This is a genomic window from Cellulomonas sp. IC4_254 (assembly GCF_011603975.1).
Lineage (GTDB): Bacteria > Actinomycetota > Actinomycetes > Actinomycetales > Cellulomonadaceae > Cellulomonas.
In genome coordinates this window covers 14,897-34,719 of record NZ_JAANNB010000015.1, presented here as the reverse complement: position 1 = coordinate 34,719, position 19,823 = coordinate 14,897, and the positions used below count along the sequence as shown (strand labels likewise).

General features: G+C 76.2%; 16 protein-coding genes. 13 read left to right on the top strand and 3 right to left on the bottom strand.

Features of this window, described 5'->3' with window-relative positions:
- Together G6556_RS03100 and gtfA are read left to right on the top strand one after the other, a co-directional pair.
- A partial coding sequence (locus G6556_RS03100) for an aspartate/glutamate racemase family protein (RefSeq protein ID WP_166938516.1) occupies positions 1–638 on the top strand: 638 nt, incomplete at its 5' end.
- A complete protein-coding gene (gene gtfA / locus G6556_RS03095) occupies positions 635–2,155 on the top strand; it encodes a sucrose phosphorylase (RefSeq protein WP_166938515.1) in 1,521 nt (506 codons plus the stop codon). The genes G6556_RS03100 and gtfA, both read left to right, overlap by 4 nt.
- Positions 2,156–2,208: 53 nt before the next feature.
- Here gtfA and G6556_RS03090 read toward each other — a convergent pair whose 3' ends face one another.
- Positions 2,209–3,141, bottom strand: a complete 933-nt coding sequence (locus tag G6556_RS03090) for an SDR family oxidoreductase (protein ID WP_166938513.1) — start codon at positions 3,139–3,141, stop codon at positions 2,209–2,211.
- Positions 3,142–3,314: 173 nt separating this feature from the next.
- Between G6556_RS03090 and G6556_RS03085 the strand changes: the two genes are divergently transcribed.
- From G6556_RS03085 to G6556_RS03065, 5 genes are all read left to right on the top strand, one after another.
- Entirely contained in the window at positions 3,315–4,199 is an 885-nt protein-coding gene (locus G6556_RS03085; RefSeq protein WP_166938511.1) for a helix-turn-helix transcriptional regulator, read from the top strand.
- Positions 4,200–4,292: 93 nt separating this feature from the next.
- Positions 4,293–7,457 carry a 5-dehydro-4-deoxy-D-glucuronate isomerase gene (gene kduI / locus G6556_RS19325; RefSeq protein ID WP_240933536.1) on the top strand — a complete coding sequence of 1,055 codons (3,165 nt, stop codon included), beginning with the start codon at positions 4,293–4,295 and terminating at the stop codon, positions 7,455–7,457.
- A gap of 11 nt (positions 7,458–7,468) precedes the next feature.
- Positions 7,469–8,638: a glycoside hydrolase family 88 protein gene (locus tag G6556_RS03075; RefSeq protein WP_166938509.1), complete on the top strand. Its 1,170-nt coding sequence runs from the start codon at positions 7,469–7,471 to the stop codon at positions 8,636–8,638.
- A complete protein-coding gene (gene uxaC, locus G6556_RS03070; protein WP_166938507.1) occupies positions 8,635–10,077 on the top strand; it encodes a glucuronate isomerase in 1,443 nt (480 codons plus the stop codon). Before G6556_RS03075 ends, uxaC begins: the two co-directional genes overlap by 4 nt.
- On the top strand, positions 10,074–11,582 hold the full coding sequence (locus tag G6556_RS03065; RefSeq protein ID WP_166938506.1) for a tagaturonate reductase: 1,509 nt from the start codon (positions 10,074–10,076) through the stop codon (positions 11,580–11,582). Before uxaC ends, G6556_RS03065 begins: the two co-directional genes overlap by 4 nt.
- A 105-nt stretch (positions 11,583–11,687) precedes the next feature.
- On the opposite strand, the gene G6556_RS03060 is transcribed toward G6556_RS03065, so the two are convergent.
- Positions 11,688–12,548 (bottom strand): Bax inhibitor-1/YccA family protein, encoded by an 861-nt coding sequence (locus tag G6556_RS03060; RefSeq protein WP_166938504.1) that lies wholly within the window; start codon positions 12,546–12,548, stop codon positions 11,688–11,690.
- Between the two features lie 268 nt (positions 12,549–12,816).
- Here G6556_RS03060 and G6556_RS03055 point away from each other — a divergent pair, with 268 nt between their 5' ends.
- The 4 genes from G6556_RS03055 (at position 12,817) to G6556_RS03045 (ending at position 16,904) form a co-directional block, all read left to right on the top strand.
- Entirely contained in the window at positions 12,817–13,785 is a 969-nt protein-coding gene (locus G6556_RS03055; RefSeq protein ID WP_166938503.1) for an ABC transporter ATP-binding protein, read from the top strand.
- Positions 13,782–14,606, top strand: coding sequence for an ABC transporter permease subunit (locus G6556_RS03050; protein WP_166938501.1), 825 nt, complete (start codon positions 13,782–13,784; stop codon positions 14,604–14,606). The genes G6556_RS03055 and G6556_RS03050 overlap by 4 nt, the downstream gene beginning before the upstream one ends.
- A gap of 163 nt (positions 14,607–14,769) precedes the next feature.
- Positions 14,770–16,209 (top strand): sensor histidine kinase, encoded by a 1,440-nt coding sequence (locus G6556_RS19075; RefSeq protein WP_205692947.1) that lies wholly within the window; start codon positions 14,770–14,772, stop codon positions 16,207–16,209.
- Positions 16,206–16,904: a response regulator transcription factor gene (locus G6556_RS03045; RefSeq protein ID WP_346774690.1), complete on the top strand. Its 699-nt coding sequence runs from the start codon at positions 16,206–16,208 to the stop codon at positions 16,902–16,904. The genes G6556_RS19075 and G6556_RS03045 overlap by 4 nt, the downstream gene beginning before the upstream one ends.
- Positions 16,905–16,915: 11 nt before the next feature.
- Here G6556_RS03045 and G6556_RS03040 read toward each other — a convergent pair whose 3' ends face one another.
- Entirely contained in the window at positions 16,916–18,148 is a 1,233-nt protein-coding gene (locus tag G6556_RS03040; protein WP_166938499.1) for an MFS transporter, read from the bottom strand.
- A gap of 103 nt (positions 18,149–18,251) precedes the next feature.
- Between G6556_RS03040 and G6556_RS03035 the strand changes: the two genes are divergently transcribed.
- Positions 18,252–18,710 carry a MarR family transcriptional regulator gene (locus G6556_RS03035; RefSeq protein WP_166938498.1) on the top strand — a complete coding sequence of 153 codons (459 nt, stop codon included), beginning with the start codon at positions 18,252–18,254 and terminating at the stop codon, positions 18,708–18,710.
- Between the two features lie 137 nt (positions 18,711–18,847).
- Positions 18,848–19,750, top strand: coding sequence for a siderophore-interacting protein (locus G6556_RS03030; protein ID WP_346774689.1), 903 nt, complete (start codon positions 18,848–18,850; stop codon positions 19,748–19,750).
- Positions 19,751–19,823: the final 73 nt, after the last annotated feature.

Below are 19,823 nucleotides of genomic sequence, written 5' to 3'. Positions count from 1 at the left end.
TCGCGGCCCGGTTCGACGCCGACCTGGACGCCGCGTCCCCCGGGCTGCGCCGGGTGCACGTCGTCGACGGTTGGCTGCTCGCCACGGCGGTCGCGTCCGGCGTGACCCCGGAGGTCGAGGCCGCGGTGCTCGGCCACGTGCGGCACCTCGCCGCCGCGGGCGCGTCGGCGGTGCTCGTGACCTGCTCGTCCGTCGGCGAGGCGGCGGAGGCCGCGGCGGCCCGGGTCGACCTGCCGGTGCTCCGGGTCGACGCCCCCATGGCGCGGGAGGCGGTCGGCGTCGCGTCGGGTCCCGGCGCGCGCGGCCGGGTGGCCGTCCTGGCCACGCTCGCCTCAACGCTCGGCCCGACGGGCCGCCTGGTCGAGCGCGCCGCGGCGGACGCGGGCGCGGCCGTGGCGGTCGACACCCGGGTGGTCGACGGGGCCGCGGCCGCGCGGGACGCCGGCGACGGCGACCGGGCCGACGATCTGGTGGCCCGCGCCGTCACCGAGGCCGCGGCCGAGGCCGACGTGGTGGTGCTCGCGCAGGCGTCGATGGCCGGGGCGGCGGAGCGGGCGCGGGCGGCGGTCCCGGTGCTGACCTCGCCCGCGGGCGGTCTGGCGGCGCTCGTCGCCGCGCTGGCGGGCGGTGCGCGGTGACCGGCGACCACGGCGTGCACCTGCTCGCCTACACCGAGCGGCTCGGCGGCGACCTCGCGGGCGTGCGGGCGCTGCTGGCCGACGGCCCGCTGGCGGCGTTCCGCGGCGTGCACCTGCTGCCGTTCTTCGTGCCGTTCGACGGCGACGACGCCGGCTTCGACCCGGTCGACCACAACGCCGTCGACCCGCGCCTCGGCACCTGGGACGACGTGCGGGCGCTCGCCGCCGACGGCGTGCACGTGACCGCCGACCTCATCGTGAACCACGTGTCGGCGGACTCGGCCGAGTTCCGCGACTGGCTGGCCCGCGGCGAGGCGTCGCCCTCCGACGGCATGTTCCTCACCTACGACACCGTGTTCCCCGACGGCGCCGGGGAGCGCGAGATCACCGCGTTCTACCGCCCGCGGCTCGGCCTGCCGTTCACGCCCTACCAGCGGGCGGACGGCACCCGCCGGCTGGTGTGGACCACGTTCATGCCGACCCAGGTCGACCTCGACGTGCAGCACCCCGCCGCCCGGGACTACCTGCGCCGGACCCTGCGCACGCTCGCGGACGGCGGGGTGTCGACGGTCCGCCTCGACGCGGTCGGCTACGCGGTGAAGACCCCGGGCACCGACTCGTTCATGACGCCGCAGACGCTGGCGTTCGTCGAGGAGATCACCGCGCTCGCGCACGCCGAGGGGCTCCAGGTGCTGGTCGAGGTGCACGCGCACCACACCCAGCAGGCGGCGATCGCCCCGCTGGTGGACCTGGTCTACGACTTCGCGCTGCCGCCGCTGCTGCTGCACGGGCTGGCGACGGGGGAGGTGGCCCGGCTCGCGCACTGGCTGGAGATCCGGCCGCGGAACGCGATCACCGTCCTCGACACCCACGACGGCATCGGCGTCATCGACGCGGGCCCGTCCGGCGACCGCCCCGGCCTGCTCTCGGCCGAGGAGATGGCGGCGGTGTTCGCCGAGGCCGAGCGGCGGACCGCGGGCCGCTCGGCGCTCGCGTCGACCACCCCGGCGTGGGCCGCGATGCCGCACCAGGTCAACGCGACGTTCTTCTCGGTGCTCGGTGAGGACCCGGTCGCGTACCTGCTCGCCCGCGCGGTGCAGCTGTTCGTGCCGGGCCGGCCGCAGATCTACTACGTCGGCCTGCTCGCGGGCACGGACGACATGGACCGGTTCACCCGCACCGGCCAGGGGCGCGAGGTGAACCGGCACGTCTACGACGCGGCCGAGCTCGCGGCGGCGCTCGCCGGCGAGGTCACCCGGGCGCAGCTCGGGCTGGTCGCGCTGCGGACGCACCACCCGGCGTTCGGCGGGGCGTTCGCAGCCCGCCAGGACGGCCCGGCGCGACTCGTGCTCGGCTGGGACGACGGCGCAGGGGCGACGGCGGTGCTGACCGTCGACCTGACGCCCGGGGTGCCGGCGTTCGCGATCGAGGTGTCCGGCGGGCCGCAGGGCGCCGCGCGGTACGCGTCGGTGGCGGACCTGGCGGCGCTAGCGGACGCCGGGGCGGCCCGGGGCTGACGCCCCCTGCCCGGGGCTGACGCCCCCTGCCCGGGGCTGACGCGCCCCGGCCGTCACGCCGCGCGGACCCCGACCAGCCGCTCCGTCTCCGTCCACACCCGCCGGGCCTCGTCGGCGTTGCGCAGCGACCGGTACAGCCGCTGCTCGGCGGGCGCGCCCGCGAGGTGGCCCGGGCCGCCCGGCCCGTACAGCCGCCCGCCGGCGACGTCGGGCGACGTCGCGGCGTGCAGGGCGGGCAGCCCGGCGGTCCGCGGCGTGCCGACGACGCCCCACGCGGACAGCCGCCGGATCAGCCGGACCTCCCGGGTGTCGGCGGCCCGGCCGACCTCGGGGCGCGCGGCGAGCAGGCTCGTCGGGGCGACGCCCGGGTGCGCGAGCACGCTGGTGATCCCCCAGCCGGCGGCCTCGCTGCGCCGGGCGAGCTCCAGCCCGAACAGCCCGTACGCGATCTTCGACGACCGGTAGGCGGCCATCCCGTCGTACGACCGCTCCCAGCTCAGGTCGTCCCAGTGCACGGTGCCGCGCGCGGCGGCGATGCTGAGCTGCGACACCACCCGGGCCCGGCCGGCGCGGAGCAGCGGGAGGAGGTGCAGCACCAGCGCGGCGTGGCCGAGGTGGTTCGTGCCGAGCTGGAGCTCGAAGCCGTCGGCGGTCGTCCGGCGGTCGGGCGGCGTCATGACGCCGGCGTTGCCGATCAGCAGGTGCACCGGCCGGTCCTCGTCCAGCAGGGTGCGGCCGAGCGCGGCGACGGAGTCGAGCGACGACAGGTCGAGCGCGCGCAGGGACACGTCGGCGCCGGGGACCGACGCGCGGATGGCGGCCAGGGCGTCCTCGCCCTTGCGGGGGTTGCGGACCGGCAGGACGACCTCGGCGCCGGCGGCGGCGAGCCGGGTCGCGATGCCGAGGCCGATGCCGTCGCTCCCGCCGGTGACGACGGCGCGGCGGCCGGACTGGTCGGGGACGGTGATGTCGAGGTCGCGGGACACGGTGGCTCCTGGGGTGCGTCGGTGGTGGTGGGACCACCGTCGCCGGGCCGCCCGGGCCGATCCAGGGCGCGCTCATCCACGGATCGCCGGGCCGTGGCTCCGCGGCGCCGGGCACGGTAGGAACGACGGCGGGGCCGCGCGCACGCGCCGGCCCGGATCGCGGGAGGCGGCGCATGGAGATCGACCGGGCGGGGCTCGCGGAGTTCCTCCGCCGGCGGCGGGAGTCGCTGCAGCCGGAGGACGTCGGGCTGCCCCGCGGCCCGCGCCGCCGCACGGACGGCCTGCGCCGCGAGGAGGTCGCCGTGCTCTGCCACATGTCGACCGACTACTACGCGCGGCTGGAGCGCGAGCGGGGCCCGCAGCCGTCGGAGCAGATGATCGCCTCGATCGCGCAGGGCCTGCACCTGTCGCTGGGGGAGCGGGACCACCTGTTCCGGCTCGCCGGGCACCACCCGCCGCCGCGCGGTCCCAGCGGCGAGCACGTCGGCCCGGCGCTGCTGCGGATCCTGGACCGGCTGCAGGACACCCCGGCCGAGGTCGTCACCGAGATGGGCGAGACCCTGCGGCAGACCCCGGCGGGCGTCGCGCTGACCGGGGACACCACGCGGTTCACCGGGCCGGCGCGCAGCCTCGGCTACCGGTGGTTCGCCGAGCCGGGCGCCCGCGCGCTGTACGAGCCGGAGGACCACGCCTTCCTGTCCCGGCTGTACGCCTCCGGGCTCCGGGAGGCCGTGACCCGGCGCGGCCCCGGCTCGCGGGCGGCGCGGTACGCCGACCTGCTGCTGGAGCGCAGCGCCGAGTTCCGCGAGCTGTGGGAGCGGCACGAGGTCGGGCTGCGCCCGCGGGACACCAAGCGGTTCGTGCACCCCGAGGTCGGCGCGCTGGAGCTGAGCTGCCAGACCCTCGTGGACCCGGAGCAGTCCCACCTGCTGCTGGTGTACACGGCGGTGCCGGGCAGCGAGAGCGCGGAGAAGCTGCGGCTGCTCGCGGTGGTCGGGCGGCAGCGCCTGGGCGCCGGCGCCGGCGCGGGTGCGGGCGCCGGGGCGGGCGTGGGCTGAACCGCCCAGGCAGTCGCCGCTGCGCTGGAGCAGCCGGACCGCGCTGCGTTGACCCGCCTCCCGGGCCTGTGGTTGGCTCGTCGTATGGCATCGATGCCACATCCGCTCATCAGCGACGACGCCGGGGCTCCCCGGCGCGCCCCGGCGGGCCGCGTCGTCGGCCTCGACGGGCCCGGCTGGCTGCTCCGCGAGGCGCTCGGCGACACCTGGCGTTGGTACGTCGACGCGCCGGTCACGGCCCGGAACAACGCCGCCGACGCCGCCCGCGCGGCCGCCACGACCCCCGGCTGGTGGCCCGCTCGGGTCCCCGGCTCGGTGGTGACCGACCTCGCGCGCGCCGGCGAGCTGCCCGACCCGTACCGCGACCGGAACAGCCGCGCCGCCGAGTGGACCGGTGCCCGGCACTGGGTCTACCGCCGCACCGTCGACCTGCCGCCCCTCGGACCGGGGGAGCGGGCCGTGCTGGAGCTCGACGGCGTGGACCCGTCGGGCACGGTGCTCTGGGACGGGGAGCCGCTCGGCCGGGTCGAGGGCCTGTACCACCGGTTCCGCGCGGCGGTCCCGGCCGCGGCCGTGGCGCCGGGGGAGCACCGGTTGGCGGTCGTCGTCGACCCCGTGCCCCCGAGCGAGCCGCAGGTCGGCCGCACCGAGCGGGTCCGGACGCACCGACCCCGGATGACCGAGGGCTGGGACTTCTGCCCGCGGCTGCCGCACCAGGGGCTGTGGCGCGGGGCTCGGGTGGTCGTCGACCGCGTGCACCTGGCGGAGGTCACGGTCCGCGCGGACCTCGTGGGCGCGCCGGCGCCCGCGTCCGGCGGCGCGCGCCGCGAGTTCGGTGCTCCCGGCCCGGTTCGGTGGCTACAGGCACCGAACTCGGCTGAGAGCACCGAAACGGTGGCGGGCACGGTGCCCGGTGACGGCATCGTCCGGGTGCGCGGGTCCGTCGAGGTCGGGGACGGCGGGGACGCGGCGGACGGCGGGGACGCCGCGGTCGACGTCGAGGTGCTCGACGCCGCCGGCGCCGTCGTCGCCGCGCGACGCGTCGACGTGCAGCCCCCGGCGGCCCCGTCCGTCGCCGCCCACGCCCTCGACGTCGCCCTCCGCGTCCCCGCGCCCGACCTCTGGTGGCCCCGCCGCCTCGGCGTCCCCACGACCTACACGGTGCGGCTCGCCGTCCGCGGCGGCCGCGAGCTCTGGCGCGGCACCGTCGGCTTCCGCAGCGCCCGCCTGGTCCCGAACGCGGGCGCCCCCGCCGGAGCCCGCGCGTACACCGGTGAGGTCAACGGGGTCCGGCTGCCGCTCGTCGGCTGGAACTGGGCCCCCGCCGACGCGCAGTACGGCGCCGTCTCCCGCGAGCGCGTCGAGCACCTGGTCGGCCTGGCCGCCGCGTCCGGCGCCGCGCTGCTGCGGGTGTGGGGCGGCGGGCTGGTCGAGACCGAGGAGTTCTTCGACGCCTGCGACCGTGCGGGGCTGCTGGTGTGGCAGGAGCTGTCCCAGTCCTCGTCGGGCATGCAGAGCGCACCCGCCGAGGACCCGGCGTTCGTCGACATGATGCGCCGGGAGGCCGCGGTCGTGGTCCCGCCGCGCACCCACCACCCGAGCCTGCTGCTGTGGGGCGGCGGCAACGAGCTCGACCTCGACGGCGTCCCGCTGGACGAGGACCGCTCGCCGGTGCTGGCCGTGCTGCGGGACGAGATCGCCCGGCTCGACCCGGGCCGCGCCTGGCTGCCGACGTCCCCGACCGGGCCGGCGTTCCACCACCGCGCCGACGTCATCGCCGCCGCCCCGGACGACCAGCACGACGTGCACGGCCCGTGGGAGCACCAGGGCCTGACCGGCCAGCACGCGCTCGCGGACGCCGGCACCTGCCTCGCGCACAGCGAGTTCGGCGTCGAGGGCATGGCGAACCACCGGCTGCTCGACCACCTGGTGCCCGCCGACCGGCTGAGGCCGCTCGACCGGTCGAACCCGGTGCACCGGCACCTCGGCGAGTGGTGGGACAACGCGCCGCTGGTGCAGCAGTGCTTCGCGGGCCGGCTCGCGGACGTCGACGGGTACCGGCGCGCGAGCCAGCACCTGCAGGCGACCGGCCTGGCGTACGCGGTCGAGGCGGACCGGCGGCGCTGGCCGCGCTGCTCGCTGGTGCTGCCCTGGCAGCTCGCCGAGTCGTACCCGAACACGTGGTGCACGGCCGTCGTGGACCACCTCGGCGACCCGAAGCCGGCCCTGCACGCGGTCGCCCGGGCGTTCGCCCCCGACCGCGCGACGCTGCGCACCGCGACGACCGCCTGGGGCGGCCGGGTGCACGCCGCGGCGGAGGTCTGGCTGTGGTCCGACGCGGGCGTCGCGGCCGGCTCGGAGGTGGTCGCGCGGCTGCGGACCGCGGACGGCGACGTGCTGGCCGAGCGCCGGTGGACCGTCCCGGACGCCGTGCGCGCGCCGCGCCCGGTGGGCGGGCTGCGGCACCCCGCGTCCGCGCTGCCCCGGGCGGCCGTGCTGCTCTGGGAGGTCGTGTGGACCGCTGCGGACGGTGCGGTCGCCGACCACGAGGTGGTCGTCGCGACGTCCGCCGCCGACCTGTCCCCGCTGCTCGACCTGGCGCCCGCGGCGGTCGACGTCGCGGTGCGGGCCGACGGGCCGGACGCGGCGGTGGTCGAGGTCGCGCACCGCGGCGGCCCGGCGGTCGTCGAGGCGGACGGCGAGACGTACGAGCTGCCGCCCCGCGCGTGCCTCTACCTCGGGCGCGGCGTGCGCGAGGTGACGTTCGCCGACGCCGCCGAGGATTCCGGCGCCCGGCTGTACCTCGTGTCGGCGCCGGCGCACACGGAGTACCCCACCGCGCGGGTCCTCCCCGACGAGGGCACCGTGCGCGAGCTCGGCGACCAGGCGACGTCCAACCGCCGGACCCTGCGCCAGTACCTGCACCCGGACGGCGTCCGCACCTGCCAGGTGATGATGGGCGTCACGACGCTGCACCCCGGCTCGATGTGGAACACCATGCCGGCGCACACCCACGACCGGCGCACCGAGTGCTACCTGTACGTGGACCTGCCCGAGGACGCGCGGGTGATCCACCTGCTCGGCCGGCCGCAGGAGACGCGGCACCTCGTCGTGGCGGAGGGCGAGGCGGTGATCTCGCCGTCCTGGTCGATCCACGCGGGCGTCGGGACCGCGGCGTACTCGTTCGTGTGGGCGATGGCCGGGGAGAACCAGGCCTTCGACGACATGGACGCCGTCCCGCCGACCGCGCTCGCCTGAGGCCCGGGACGATGACCACGCAGACGTCTCCCCCCGCGCCGACCGGCCGCGGCTACGGCGGCCCGCGCACCCGGTGGGCGGTGCTCGGTGCCGACACCCTGCTCGCCCGCGAGCCGATGATGAACCCGCGGGACCGCTGGGAGTACGAGGACGGCCTGATGCTCGACGGCGTCCGGGCCGTGCACCGGCTGACCGGCGACCCCCGGTACGCCGCGTACATCCGGCGCAACCTCGACCACTTCGTCCGGGAGGACGGCTCCATCGCGGGGTACTCCCGCGCCGAGTACAACCTCGACCACGTGAACAACGGCAAGGCCGTCCTGGACCTGCTCGACGAGACCGGCGACCGGCGGTACCGCCTCGCCGCGGACCGGCTGTTCCAGCAGCTGCTGCGCCAGCCCCGGCTGCGGGCGGGCACGTTCTGGCACAAGGCGATCTACCCCGACCAGGTCTGGCTCGACGGCCTCTACATGGGCTCGGTGTTCTACGCCCGGTACAGCCGGCTTGCCGGGCGGGACGACCTGCTCGACGACGTCGTGCTGCAGTTCACCACCGCCTACGACCTCACCGTGGAGGCGGGGTCCGGCCTGTGCCGGCACGCCTGCGACGAGTCCCGGCGGATGGGCTGGGCCGACCCGGAGACCGGGCGCTCGCCGCACGTGTGGCTCCGCGCGCTCGGCTGGTTCGTCATGGCGATGACCGACGTGCTGGAGCACCTGCCGGCCGAGCACCCCGGCCGGGAGCGGGTCCGGCGGCAGCTCGCCGACGTCCTCGCGGCCCTGCTGCGGGTCCGCGACCCCGGCACGGGCCTCTGGTACCAGGTCCCGGACCAGGGCGACCGGCCGCTCAACTACCTGGAGTCCTCGGGCTCGTTCATGGTGCTGGCCGCGATCGCCAAGGCCCTGCGGCTCGGCTACCTCGCGGGCGAGGACTGGGAGCAGGCGCTCGGGACGGGGTGGGCGCACGGCACCGAGCAGTTCCTGTCGGTGGACGCGCAGGGCTGGGTGAACGTGCACCGCATGTGCCACGTCGCCGGGCTCGGCGGCCAGCCGTACCGCGACGGCAGCTTCGCCTACTACATGAGCGAGCCGGTCGTCACGAACGACCACAAGGGCGTCGGCCCGTTCCTGCTGCTGGCGGCCGAGATGGACCGGCGGCACGGCCTCGGGGAGGTCCGGTGACCGCGACCACCCCCTCCGGCCCGTGGACCCTGCACCCCGACCGCGCGCTGCCCGCCGACCCGGCGGTCCGGCCGGTCGCCCGGGAGATCTACCGGGCGACCCGGGACCTGCCGGTCGTCGCGATGCACGGGCACGTGCCCGTCGAGTGGTTCGCCGACGACGCCCCGTTCCCCGACCCGGCGCAGCTGCTCGTGGTGCCCGACCACTACCTGGTCCGGATGCTCGCCTCGCAGGGCGCCGGCATCGAGCAGCTCGGCGTCGCACCGACCGCCGACGGCGCGGGGCCTGCGGCCGAGACCGACCCGCGCGCGATCTGGCGACGGTTCTGCGCGGGGTGGCCGCTGTTCCGGGGCACGCCGACCCGGTTCTGGCTGGAGACCGAGCTCGTCGAGGTGTTCGGCGTGACCCAGCGGCCGAGCGCCGCCACGGCCGACGCGATCTACGACCGGGTGCAGGAGGCCATCGACGACCCCGCGTTCCGGCCGCGGGCGTTGCTGGACCGGTTCCGCATCGAGGTCATCAGCACGACCGACCCCGCCTGGTCGACGCTGGAGGCGCACAGCCGGCTCGCCGCCGACGGGCTCGGGCACCGGGTGCTGCCGACGTTCCGGCCCGACGCGCTCCTGGCGGTCGGCGACCCGGGCTGGCGCGCCGCGCTCGACCGGCTGGGGGCGGCCGCCGGCACGGACGTCGAGTCGTACCCCGGGTACCTGGAGGCGCTGCGGGTGCAGCGCGCGCGGTTCGCGGCCGCCGGCGCGCGGGCCACCGACCACGGCCTGATCGGGGCGGGCACCACCCCGCTGACCGGGACGGAGGCGGAACGGGTGTTCGCGGCCGCGCTCGACGGCACGGTCACGGCCGAGGACGCCGCGGCCTTCGCCGGCCACATGCTGTTCGAGATGGCGGCGATGTCCGCCGAGGACGGGCTGGTCATGCAGATCCACCCCGGGGTGCTCCGCGACCACGACCGCGCGCTCGCCGCCGCCTTCGGCCCCGACCGGGGCTACGACATCCCGGTCGCGACCGAGTTCACCCGTGCCCTGCGGCCGCTGCTGGAGGCGTTCGGCCGGCACCCCCGGTTCCGCACCATCCTGTTCACCGTCGACGAGACGACCTTCTCCCGGGAGCTCGCGCCGCTGGCCGGGGTGTACCCCGCCGTCCGGCTCGGTGCGCCGTGGTGGTTCCTCGACGCGCCGGACGCCATGCGCCGGTTCCGGGAGGCGGTGACGGAGACCGCCGGGTTCGCCAACACGTCCGGGTTCGTCGACGACACCCGCGCGTTCGTCTCGATCCCCGCGCGGCACGACCTCGCCCGCCGGGTCGACGCCGGGTACCTCGCCCGGCTGGTCGCCGAGCACCGGCTCGACCTCGACGAGGCGCTCGACACCGCCCACGACCTCGCGTACCGCCTGCCGCGGCTCGCGTACGCGACCGCATGACCGCGGCTCGCGCCCGCGACCGCACGACCCCGGAGGAGCCCGTGCCCGCCAGCCAGCCCGACGTCCTGCCCGTGCCCGACGCGAGCACCGTGCCCCGTCCGGACCGGGCGCCCACCGTGCTGCAGTTCGGCGGCGGCAACTTCCTGCGCGCGTTCGCCGACCAGATGATCCAGCGCGCCGACGACGCCGGCGTGCTGGCGGCGGGCGTCGTCGTCGTGCACGCCACGCCCGGCCCCGACACCGCGGTCGAGCTGCTCCGCCGGCAGGACGGCATCTACCACGTGCTCCTCGAGGGGGTGCGGGACGGCGAGCCGGTCCGCGAGGTCACCCGGGTCACCGCCGTCCGCGGCGTCGTCCGCGCCCACGAGGAGTTCGAGGCGTACCGCGACGCGTACCTGGACCCCGGCCTGCGGGTCGTGCTGTCCAACACCACCGAGGCCGGCATCGCCTGGGTCCCGGACGACGACCTCGCCGCGACGCCGCCGCGGTCCTTCCCCGCGAAGATGACCGCGCTGCTGCTCGACCGGTTCCGGCACTTCGACGGCGACCCGGGCGCGGGCCTGCACGTCGTGTGCTGCGAGCTGATCGAGGACAACGCGAGCACGCTGCGCCGGTACGTGCTGCGGCACGCGGCCGCGAACGGGCTGCCCCCGGAGTTCGTCGCGTGGGTCGAGGAGGCGTGCACGTTCCACGACACCCTGGTCGACCGGATCGTCCCCGGGTACCCGCGGGACGAGATCGCGGAGATCCAGGCCGAGATCGGGTTCGCCGACCAGCTCGTCGTCAAGGGCGAGCTCTACGGGACCTGGGTGATCGGCGGCGACCGCGCGATCCGGGACGCGCTGCCGCTGGACCGCGCGGGGCTGCCGGTCGAGTTCGTCGCCGACGTCCGCCCGACCCGGGACCGCAAGGTGCGGGTGCTCAACGGGATGCACACCGCGATGACGCCGCTCGGCCTGCTGCTCGGGTGCACGACCGTCCGCGAGGTCACCGCGCGCCCGGACGTCGGCCGGTACCTCGACCTGCTGCTCGACCGGGAGGTGCTGCCCTCGCTCCCCGGCGACCCCGCCGCGCTGCGCCGCTACGCCGCGACGATCCGCGAGCGGTTCACGAACCCGTACCTGCAGCACCGGCTGGGCGACATCGCGCTGAACTCGCTCGCCAAGTTCCGGGCCCGGAACCTGCCGGTGCTGCTGGCCGCCTGGTCCGCCGGGCGCGAGGCCCCCGCCACGGCGCTCGCGCTCGCGGCGCTGCTGGTCCTGGGCGCCGGCCGGTCCGGACCGGCCGGGTTCGAGCCCGCCGACGACCCCGCGCTGCTCCGGCACCTGCGGGAGACGTTCGACCCGGAGGACCTGGTGGGCTGGGTTCGGGGCGTGGCGGTCGCCGCCGAGTACCTGGCCGGCGACGACCCGCGGCTCGACCGGCTGGCCGGCGAGGTCGCCGGGCACGCGGGGGTGCTGCTCCGCGAGGGGGCGGGCGCCGCCCTGGCGCGGCTGACCCGCTGACCGGCTGCGCGGACCCGGGCCCGCACCGGCAGGACCCACGACGAACGACGGACGGCCCCGCCGCCCCGGTCTGGAGCCGGGGTGCGGGGCCGTCGTCGCGGGCTGCTAGTCGCGGCCCTGCAGGATCGCGAGGATCCGCAGGATCTCGAGGTACAGCCAGACCAGGGTGACGATGAGGCCGAACGCGGCCGACCAGGCGAACTTCGCCGGGACGCCCTGCTCGACGCCGCGCTTGATCGCGTCGAAGTCCATGATCAGGCTGGCCGCGGCGAGGCCGACGGCGAACAGGCCGGCGATCACGCCGATCGGGCCGTTGCGCAGCGGGCCGAAGCCGTCGCTGGACACGAAGAACATCATCACGACGTTCACCAGCGAGTACGCCAGGTAGCCGACCATCGCGATCAGCAGCCAGCGCGTGAACTTCGGCGTGACCCGGACCCGGCCCGACTTGAACAGGAACAGCGCGGCGCCGAACGTCGCGAACGTGGCGATGACGGCCTGCAGCACGATCGGCTGCACGCCCTGCCCGTCGAACGTCATGTTCTGGAACGCGAGGCTGATCCCGCCGAGGAACACGCCCTGCGCCACGGTGTACAGCGTGATGAGCAGCGGGCTGGGGTTCTTCTTGAACGCGTTGACCAGGCCGAGCACCAGGCCCACGAGGGCGCCGATCGGCCACAGGCCCGGCGCCACGTTCCAGGTGGCCGCCGCGACGACGACCAGCAGCGCGAGCAGGCCGCCCGTCTTGATGATGACGTCGTCGTAGGTCAGCCGGCCCGTGTCCCGGGTGGTGGCCGCGGGCGCGCCGTACATCTGCTCCAGCGACTGCGCCTCGATCACCGGCCCGGTGGCCGTGGCGCCGTAGGCGCCGGGCTGCGCCGTCGGCTGCGGGGCGCGGCCGCCACGGGACCCGCGGGCACGCGGGTCGCCGAAGACGGCGCTGTTGTTGAACACCGGGTTGGTCATCGGTCCTCCAGGGTCGGTTCGCGATCGAGCCGGCAGTGGCACTGACCCTAGAACGCCGTGGCCGCCACGGAAGTTCCCGCAGACCCGCGCAGGCCCAGGACCATCCCGGCGGCCGACCCGCCGGGCCCCCGGGTCATCCCCACGGAGGAGGGCGTCGGCCGTGCGGGCGAGCCGGGGGCCCCGCAGGATCGGCCCCACGGACGTTCCGCCCGCGATCCGCAGTCCGTAGGTTCGTGCCGTACCTGGAGACCACCCCTGTGAGGACACCATGATCGAGGCAAGAGGCCTGACCAAGAGGTACGGGCACAAGACTGCCGTCGCCGGCATCGACTTCACCGTCCAGCCCGGCAAGGTCACCGGCTTCCTCGGCCCCAACGGCGCGGGCAAGTCGACCACGATGCGGATGATCATGGGCCTCGACCGGCCCACGTCCGGCACCGTCACCGTCAACGGCCGCCCGTACGCGCAGCTGAGGTCGCCGCTGACCGAGGTCGGCGCGCTGCTGGACGCGAAGGCCGTGCACTCGGGCCGCTCGGCCACCAACCACCTGCGCGCGGTCGCCGCGACGCACGGCATCGGCCGCAAGCGCGTCGACGAGGTCATCGAGATGACCGGCCTGCAGGCCGTCGCCGGCAAGCGCGTCGGCGGCTTCTCCCTCGGCATGGGCCAGCGGCTCGGCATCGCCGCAGCCCTGCTCGGCGACCCGCGCACGCTGATCCTCGACGAGCCGGTCAACGGCCTCGACCCCGAGGGCGTGCTCTGGGTGCGCAACCTGGTCAAGCACCTGTCCTCCGAGGGCCGGACGGTGTTCCTGTCCTCGCACCTCATGAGCGAGATGGCGCTGACCGCCGACCACATCCTGGTGATCGGCCGCGGCCGGATCATCGCCGACGCGCCCGTCGCGGACATCGTGGCCGGCGCGTCCGGCACCCGGGTCCGGGTCCGCAGCCCGCAGGCGACCCGTCTGGCCGAGCTGCTGCAGGGCCCCGACACCACCGTGACCTCGGTGGAGGCCGGCCTCCTCGAGATCACCGGCGCGACCTCCGAGGCGATCGGCGAGCTCGCCGCCCGCGACGGCGTCGTGCTGCACGAGCTCACGCCGGTCGCCGCGTCCCTGGAGGCGGCGTACATGTCGCTGACCGCGGACGACGTCGAGTACCACTCCGCGCCCACCGGGGCCGGCACCACCGTCCAGCAGGGGCAGCCCGCCCCCACCCCCGAGGAGGCCCGGCGATGAGCGCCACCGCCACCGTTCCCGCGACCCGCGCCGCGGCCCGTCCGTCGGACGCAGCACGGGTCACCTTCGGCCGCCTGCTGCGGTCCGAGTGGATCAAGCTCTGGTCGCTGCGCTCGACCTGGTGGGTGCTGCCGATCACGGTCGTCGCCCAGGCCGGCATCGCCTGGATGATCGCGTACTTCGGCGTGCAGCAGTTCGACGAGTCCGGCATCGACTACACCGTCACCGCCGGGGACATCGTCGGCGGTATCCAGTTCGCCCAGCTCGCGATCTGCGTCCTGGCCGTCCTCGCGATCACCGGCGAGTACTCCACCGGCATGATCCGCAGCACCCTGTCGACGTCCCCGACCCGCACCCCGGCGCTGCTGGCCAAGGGCCTGGTCGTCATCGGCGTCGCGTTCGTCACCGCCGTCGTCGGCACCCTGGTGTCCTGGGCCGTCACCTACCCCGTGCTCGGCGAGGCGCACCGCGTCGACCTGGGTCTGGAGATGAACCAGCGGATCCTGCTCGGCGCCCCGCTCTACCTGGCGGCGATCGCCCTGCTGGCCTACGCGATCGGCGCGCTCCTGCGGCACTCCGCCGGCGCGCTCGCGACCGTCCTCGGCCTGCTCCTGGTCGTCGAGAGCGTGTTCGCGCTGATCCCGTGGACGTTCTTCGAGAAGATCAGCCCGTACCTGCCGATGTCGGCCGGCTCGCAGCTCGTGCAGTCCGACAACCCCGACGCGGTGCTGGGCCCCTGGCAGGGCTACGGCGTCCTCGTCGCCTGGGGCGTCGTCGCGCTGGCCGCCGCCGCGGTGCTGCTCAAGCGTCGCGACGCCTGACCCGCGCCGCACCCTAGGGTGGCCCCGCCCCGGACCCCGGGGCGGGGCCACCGCCGTCTCCCGCGGCCCGGCCGCACCCGCACCCCCGGAGGACCCGCTGACCACCGCACCGGAGCCCGGACCCGCCACGTTCACCGAGCTGGACGCGCGGCGGCTGGGACGCGTGCGCCGGTTCTTCGCCGTGCACCCGCGCGCGTCGGACGTGCTGGTCTGCGTGTTCTTCGCGGTGTCGGCGATCTCCTCGGTGGGGCCGGTCGTCGACGGGGCCGGACCCAACGTCGGGGTCGCCGCGGACACCCAGCCGGTGTCCGGCGCGTCCGCCGCGCTGTCCGTCGCCCTGACCGTGCTGGCGCTCGTGGCGCTGTGGTTCCGCCGGCGGTGGCCGGTGCGGATCACCCTCGGGCTGGGCGCGGCGGCCGTGCTGCAGGTGCTGCTCACCGGCTCCGTCGGCGCGGGGGACGTCGCGTTCGCCCTCGCCCTGTACGTCGTCGCGGCGACCCGGCCGCAGCGCCAGGGCTGGATCCTGCTCGGCGGCGCCACGCTGGGGGTGCTGGGCGCGTTCTTCCTCTGGGGCGCGGTGCTCCGGCCCACCGGCGTCGGGCTCACCGTCGACATCGGGTCGATCCTGGTCGCCGGGCTGGTGGCCCTCGCGGTCGGCGCCAACGTCCGCGGCCGCCGGCTGCACACCCGGTCCCTCGTGGAGCGGCACCAGCAGCTGATGGACGCGGGCGAGCAGCACGCCAAGCTCGCCGCCGCCGCCGAGCAGACCCGGATCGCCCGGGAGATGCACGACGTGGTCGCGCACGGCCTGACCGTGATGATCGCCCTGTCCGACGGGGCCCGGGTGGCGGTGCGCCGCTCCCCCGACGACGCCGTGGCCGCCCTGGACCTGCTGTCCGAGACCGGACGCGCGGCGCTCGCCGACATGCGCCGGATGCTCGGCGTGCTGCGCGGTGCCGACGTCCCGCTCGAGCCGCAGCCGGGCTCGCAGGACCTGGAGGCGCTGGTGCAGCAGTTCCGCGCCGCGGGCCTCACGGTGCACCTGACGACCGCCGGGCCCGCCCTGCCCGCAGACGCGGGGCTCGCGCTGACCGTCTACCGGGTCGTGCAGGAGTCGCTCACCAACGCCCTGCGGCACGCCGGCGGCGGCGCCCGGGTGGACGTGCTCGTGCGGAACGGCGACGGGCGGGTCGGGATCGAGGTGGTCGACGACGGCGGTGTCGCCGAACCGGTCGCCGACGGCGGGCCCGAGCCCGGGCGGCTCAGCCGGATCGGCGAGCGGCTGGCCGACCGCCGCGGTGACCCGCTGGACGCCCGCACCGACGCCGAGGCCCCGGCCGCGACGGGCGCGGTGCCCGTGGTGCCGGTCGCCCGCGGCGGCCGCGGCCTGGTGGGCATGCGCGAGCGCGCGGCGGTCTACCGTGGCTCCGTGTCGGCCGGTCCGTACCGCGCCGGCTGGCGGGTGCACGTCGAGCTGCGCACCGAGGACGTGGTCGCACCGCCCGCGACACCCGCCGCACCGCAGTCCCCGCCCGCACGGCGGTCCCCGCCGGCACCGCCGGCCGCACCCGCACCGCCCGCCCAGACCGAGGAGCCCGCGTGACCCCGACCGAGGACGGCGCGGCCGCGGCGCCGATCCGCGTCCTGCTGGTGGACGACCAGCCCCTGCTGCGCATGGGCTTCCGCCTCGTGCTGGACGACGAGGACGACCTCACCGTCGTCGGCGAGGCCGGTGACGGTGCCGAGGCCCTGCGGCAGATCGCCGCGCTGGACCCCGACGTCGTGCTGATGGACGTCCGGATGCCCGGCACCAACGGCATCGAGGCCACCGAGCGGATCGTCGCCGCCGGCTCCCGGTCCCGGGTGCTCATCCTCACGACGTTCGACCTGGACGAGTACGCGTTCGCCGCCCTGCGCGCCGGCGCCAGCGGGTTCCTGCTGAAGGACGCCCGGCCCGCCGAGCTCACCGCGGCCATCCGCGCCGTCGCCACCGGGGACGCCGTCGTGTCCCCGCGGGTGACCCGGCGGATGCTCGAGCTGTTCGCGGAGGAGCTGCCGAGCGAGTCCGCCACCCCCGCGCCGCGCGGCGACGCCCGGCTGGACGAGCTCACCCAGCGCGAGCGGGAGGTGCTGCTCGCCGTCGCCGAGGGGCTGTCGAACGCCGAGGTCGCCGAGCGGCTGTTCCTGTCCGAGGCCACCGTGAAGACCCACGTCGGGCGGATCCTCGCGAAGCTCGGGGTCCGGGACCGGGTGCAGGCCGTGGTGCTCGCCTACGAGTCGGGCCTCGTCGGGCGCTGACCGACGTCCGGTCAGACCTCGCCCAGGGCCTCCTCCGGGGCGCCCTCGACCGCACGCGCCGCGCGGTCCCACTGCCGGAACGTCAGCCGCTCGCCCACGGCGGCGGCCATCGCGCGGCCCTTCCAGGCGAACGCCACCACGCCGATCAGCAGCACGCCCGCGCCGACCCAGTACGGCGCGGTCGCGCTGACCGGGTGCAGCAGGCCCGCGATCACCGGGGCCGGGGCGGCGAAGCCCCAGCGCACCAGGTTGAACGCCGCGGTCGTGGTGCGGCGCTCCGCCCCGCCGAGGCCGAGCGCGAGGTCGGTCAGGTTCGCGTTCGCGATGCCCATGCACACGCCGGCGAGCACCAGGACGACGACGGACTCGGCGGTGCCCGCGCTGGTCGCGAGCAGCACCAGGGTGACCAGCAGGCCGCCGATCGCCACGCCGACGGTCGCCACCGCGCCGATCCGGTGCGCCAGCCGGTGGCCGACCACGAGGATGCCGACGGCGAGGCCGATGCCCCAGGCGGTGAACACCAGGCCGAGCGGGATCACGTCGAGGCCGAGGAACACCGGGGTGTAGCCGAGCACCACGAAGAACACGAAGTTGTAGGCGGCCGTGACGACGCACAGGGTGCGGAACGCCGGCCGGCGGAACGGCTGCCACACGTCGCGCAGGGTCAGCGCCGACGGCGGGTCCTGCGGGTCGCGGAGCCGGGTGATCGACATCGCCAGGGCGATCAGCATGAACACGCCGCAGGCGGCGAACGGCACGCGCCACGAGATCTGGCCGAGCAGGCCGCCGATCAGCGGGCCGACCGCGAAGCCGAGACCCACGCAGGTCTCGAACAGCTCGACCACCCACTCGCGGTCGGTGGCCAGCGCCACCAGCAGCACCATCGCGGTCGCGAAGAACATCGCGTTGCCCAGGCCCCACAGGCCGCGGAGCACGGCGAGCTCGAGGATGTTGCCGGACAGGGCGGCGAGCACCGCGGCCGCCGCGACGACCGTGACGCCGGTCGCGAGCACCTTGCGGTAGCCGTACCGGCCGGTGGCGATGACCGCGGGGATCATGCCGACCGCCATCACGACCAGGTACGCGGTGAACAGCAGCTCGATCTGCCAGGTGGAGGCGCCGATCTCCTCGCCGATCACCGGGAGGATCGGGTCGACGACGGCGATGCCCGCGATGGCGAAGAACGCGGTCAGGGCCGTGGCGTAGATGGCGGTCTTGTTGGGTTCGGGGTGCCGGCTGGGCATGCGTGTCCTCAGGAAGTCGTCGTCGGGTATGTCTGTACTATACAGGCTTATCCGCCGCGGAGTCGTGGCAGACTGCCGGAGCCGACCCGAGGACGAGGTGACCATGCAGCCGGACGACGCCCTGCGCACGATCGAGGCGCAGGTGGCCATGCTGCTGCGCCTGTCCGACCGGACCCGGCGCGCCGGGGCCCGCGCCCGGGGGGAGATCGAGCGCTCGGCCTACCTCGTGCTCGGCGTCCTCGCCGAGGAGGGGCCCACCAGCGTCAACGCGATCGCGGACGCCCTGCGCCTCGACCCGTCGACCGTCACCCGCCAGGTCCTCGCGATGGAGCAGGCCGGCCAGGTGGTCCGCGCGGCCGACGCCAGCGACGGGCGGGTCACCCTCGTCCGGCCCACCGACGCCGGGCTCGAGGGGCTCGAGCGCACCCGCGAGGTCCGCGCGCGGCTGTACGGCGAGGTCCTCGAGCACTGGTCGGCCGACGACCGGGCCGACCTGGCGCGGCTGCTCACCCGGCTCAACGCCGACGTCGACACCTGGGGCCGCGCGCACGGCAGCCGGTGAGACGTGCGTCGCGCCCGCGTGACGCACCGGGGACGACCACCTACGCTCGACCCGACGCACCGGCCACGCCCCCGGGCCGCGCGTCGTCGCACGCCGATCCCGTCCGGCACCTCGAACCACTGGAAGGTGCTCCCCGCGTGACCTCGACCGAGCCCGTGACCACCCCGCGACGACCTCCGCGGACCGCCCTGCGCGCCACCGTGCTGCGGGCCGAGCACCTCACCCCGGCGATGGTCCGGATCACGCTCGGCGGCCCCGGCATCGCCGGCTTCGCGCCGTCCCCGCACGCCGACTCCTACGTCAAGCTCGTGTTCCTCCCCGGCGTGGGCGCCACCGGCTCCGGCGCCGACGTCCTGGCGGCGTGGACCACCCCGGACGGCCGCGTCGACATGGAGGCCGCCCGCGCCGCCCTGCCGCCCGAGCACCAGCCGCGGATGCGGACCTACACCGTGCGCGGCTTCGACGACCTCGAGCTGACCCTGACGCTCGACCTCGTGGTGCACGGCGCGGACGGCATCGCCGGACCCTGGGCGGCCACCGCCGCGCCCGGCGACGAGGTCGTGGTCGTCGGCCCCGGCGGCGGCTACACCCCCGACCTGACCGCCGACCACCACCTGCTCGCCGGCGACGCCTCGGCCCTGCCCGCGATCGCCGTCGCGCTCGAGCGGCTCGGCGGCGCCGCCTCCGGGCACGCCGTCCTCGAGGTGCACGACCGCGCCGAGGAGCAGGCCTTGCACGTCCCCGACGGCATCGCCCTGCACTGGGTGCACGCCGGGGACGCCACCCCCGGCACCGGGCTCGTCGCCGCCGTCCGCGCCCTGCCGTGGCCCGTCGGCCGGGTGCACGCGTTCGTGCACGGCGAGGCCGGGTCCGTGCGCGAGCTGCGGCGGTACCTGCGCGTCGAGCGCGGGCTCGGCAAGACGGACCTGTCGATCTCCGGGTACTGGCGGCTCGGCGCCGACGACGAGGGCTGGCGCGCGGCCAAGCGCGACTGGCTGCGCGGCATCGAGGACTCCGAGGCGGCCGCGGGCCTGGACTGAGCCCGGGCGTCGGCGGGCTCGCGGCGGGCCGGCGGGCTCGTGGCGGGGCAGCCGGCGGGCTCGCCGGCGCCGA

Excerpts from the sequence above, each read along its gene's own strand:
- G6556_RS03060 (WP_166938504.1), bottom strand. The coding sequence starts at position 12,548 with ATGACCAACCCGGTGTTCAACAACAGCGCCGTCTTCGGCGACCCGCGT.
- G6556_RS03065 (WP_166938506.1), top strand. The coding sequence starts at position 10,074 with ATGACCGCGGCTCGCGCCCGCGACCGCACGACCCCGGAGGAGCCCGTG.
- G6556_RS03040 (WP_166938499.1), bottom strand. The coding sequence starts at position 18,148 with ATGCCCAGCCGGCACCCCGAACCCAACAAGACCGCCATCTACGCCACG.
- G6556_RS03055 (WP_166938503.1), top strand. The coding sequence starts at position 12,817 with ATGATCGAGGCAAGAGGCCTGACCAAGAGGTACGGGCACAAGACTGCC.
- G6556_RS03075 (WP_166938509.1), top strand. The coding sequence starts at position 7,469 with ATGACCACGCAGACGTCTCCCCCCGCGCCGACCGGCCGCGGCTACGGC.
- G6556_RS03085 (WP_166938511.1), top strand. The coding sequence starts at position 3,315 with ATGGAGATCGACCGGGCGGGGCTCGCGGAGTTCCTCCGCCGGCGGCGG.
- G6556_RS03035 (WP_166938498.1), top strand. The coding sequence starts at position 18,252 with ATGCAGCCGGACGACGCCCTGCGCACGATCGAGGCGCAGGTGGCCATG.
- kduI (WP_240933536.1), top strand. The coding sequence starts at position 4,293 with ATGCCACATCCGCTCATCAGCGACGACGCCGGGGCTCCCCGGCGCGCC.
- G6556_RS03050 (WP_166938501.1), top strand. The coding sequence starts at position 13,782 with ATGAGCGCCACCGCCACCGTTCCCGCGACCCGCGCCGCGGCCCGTCCG.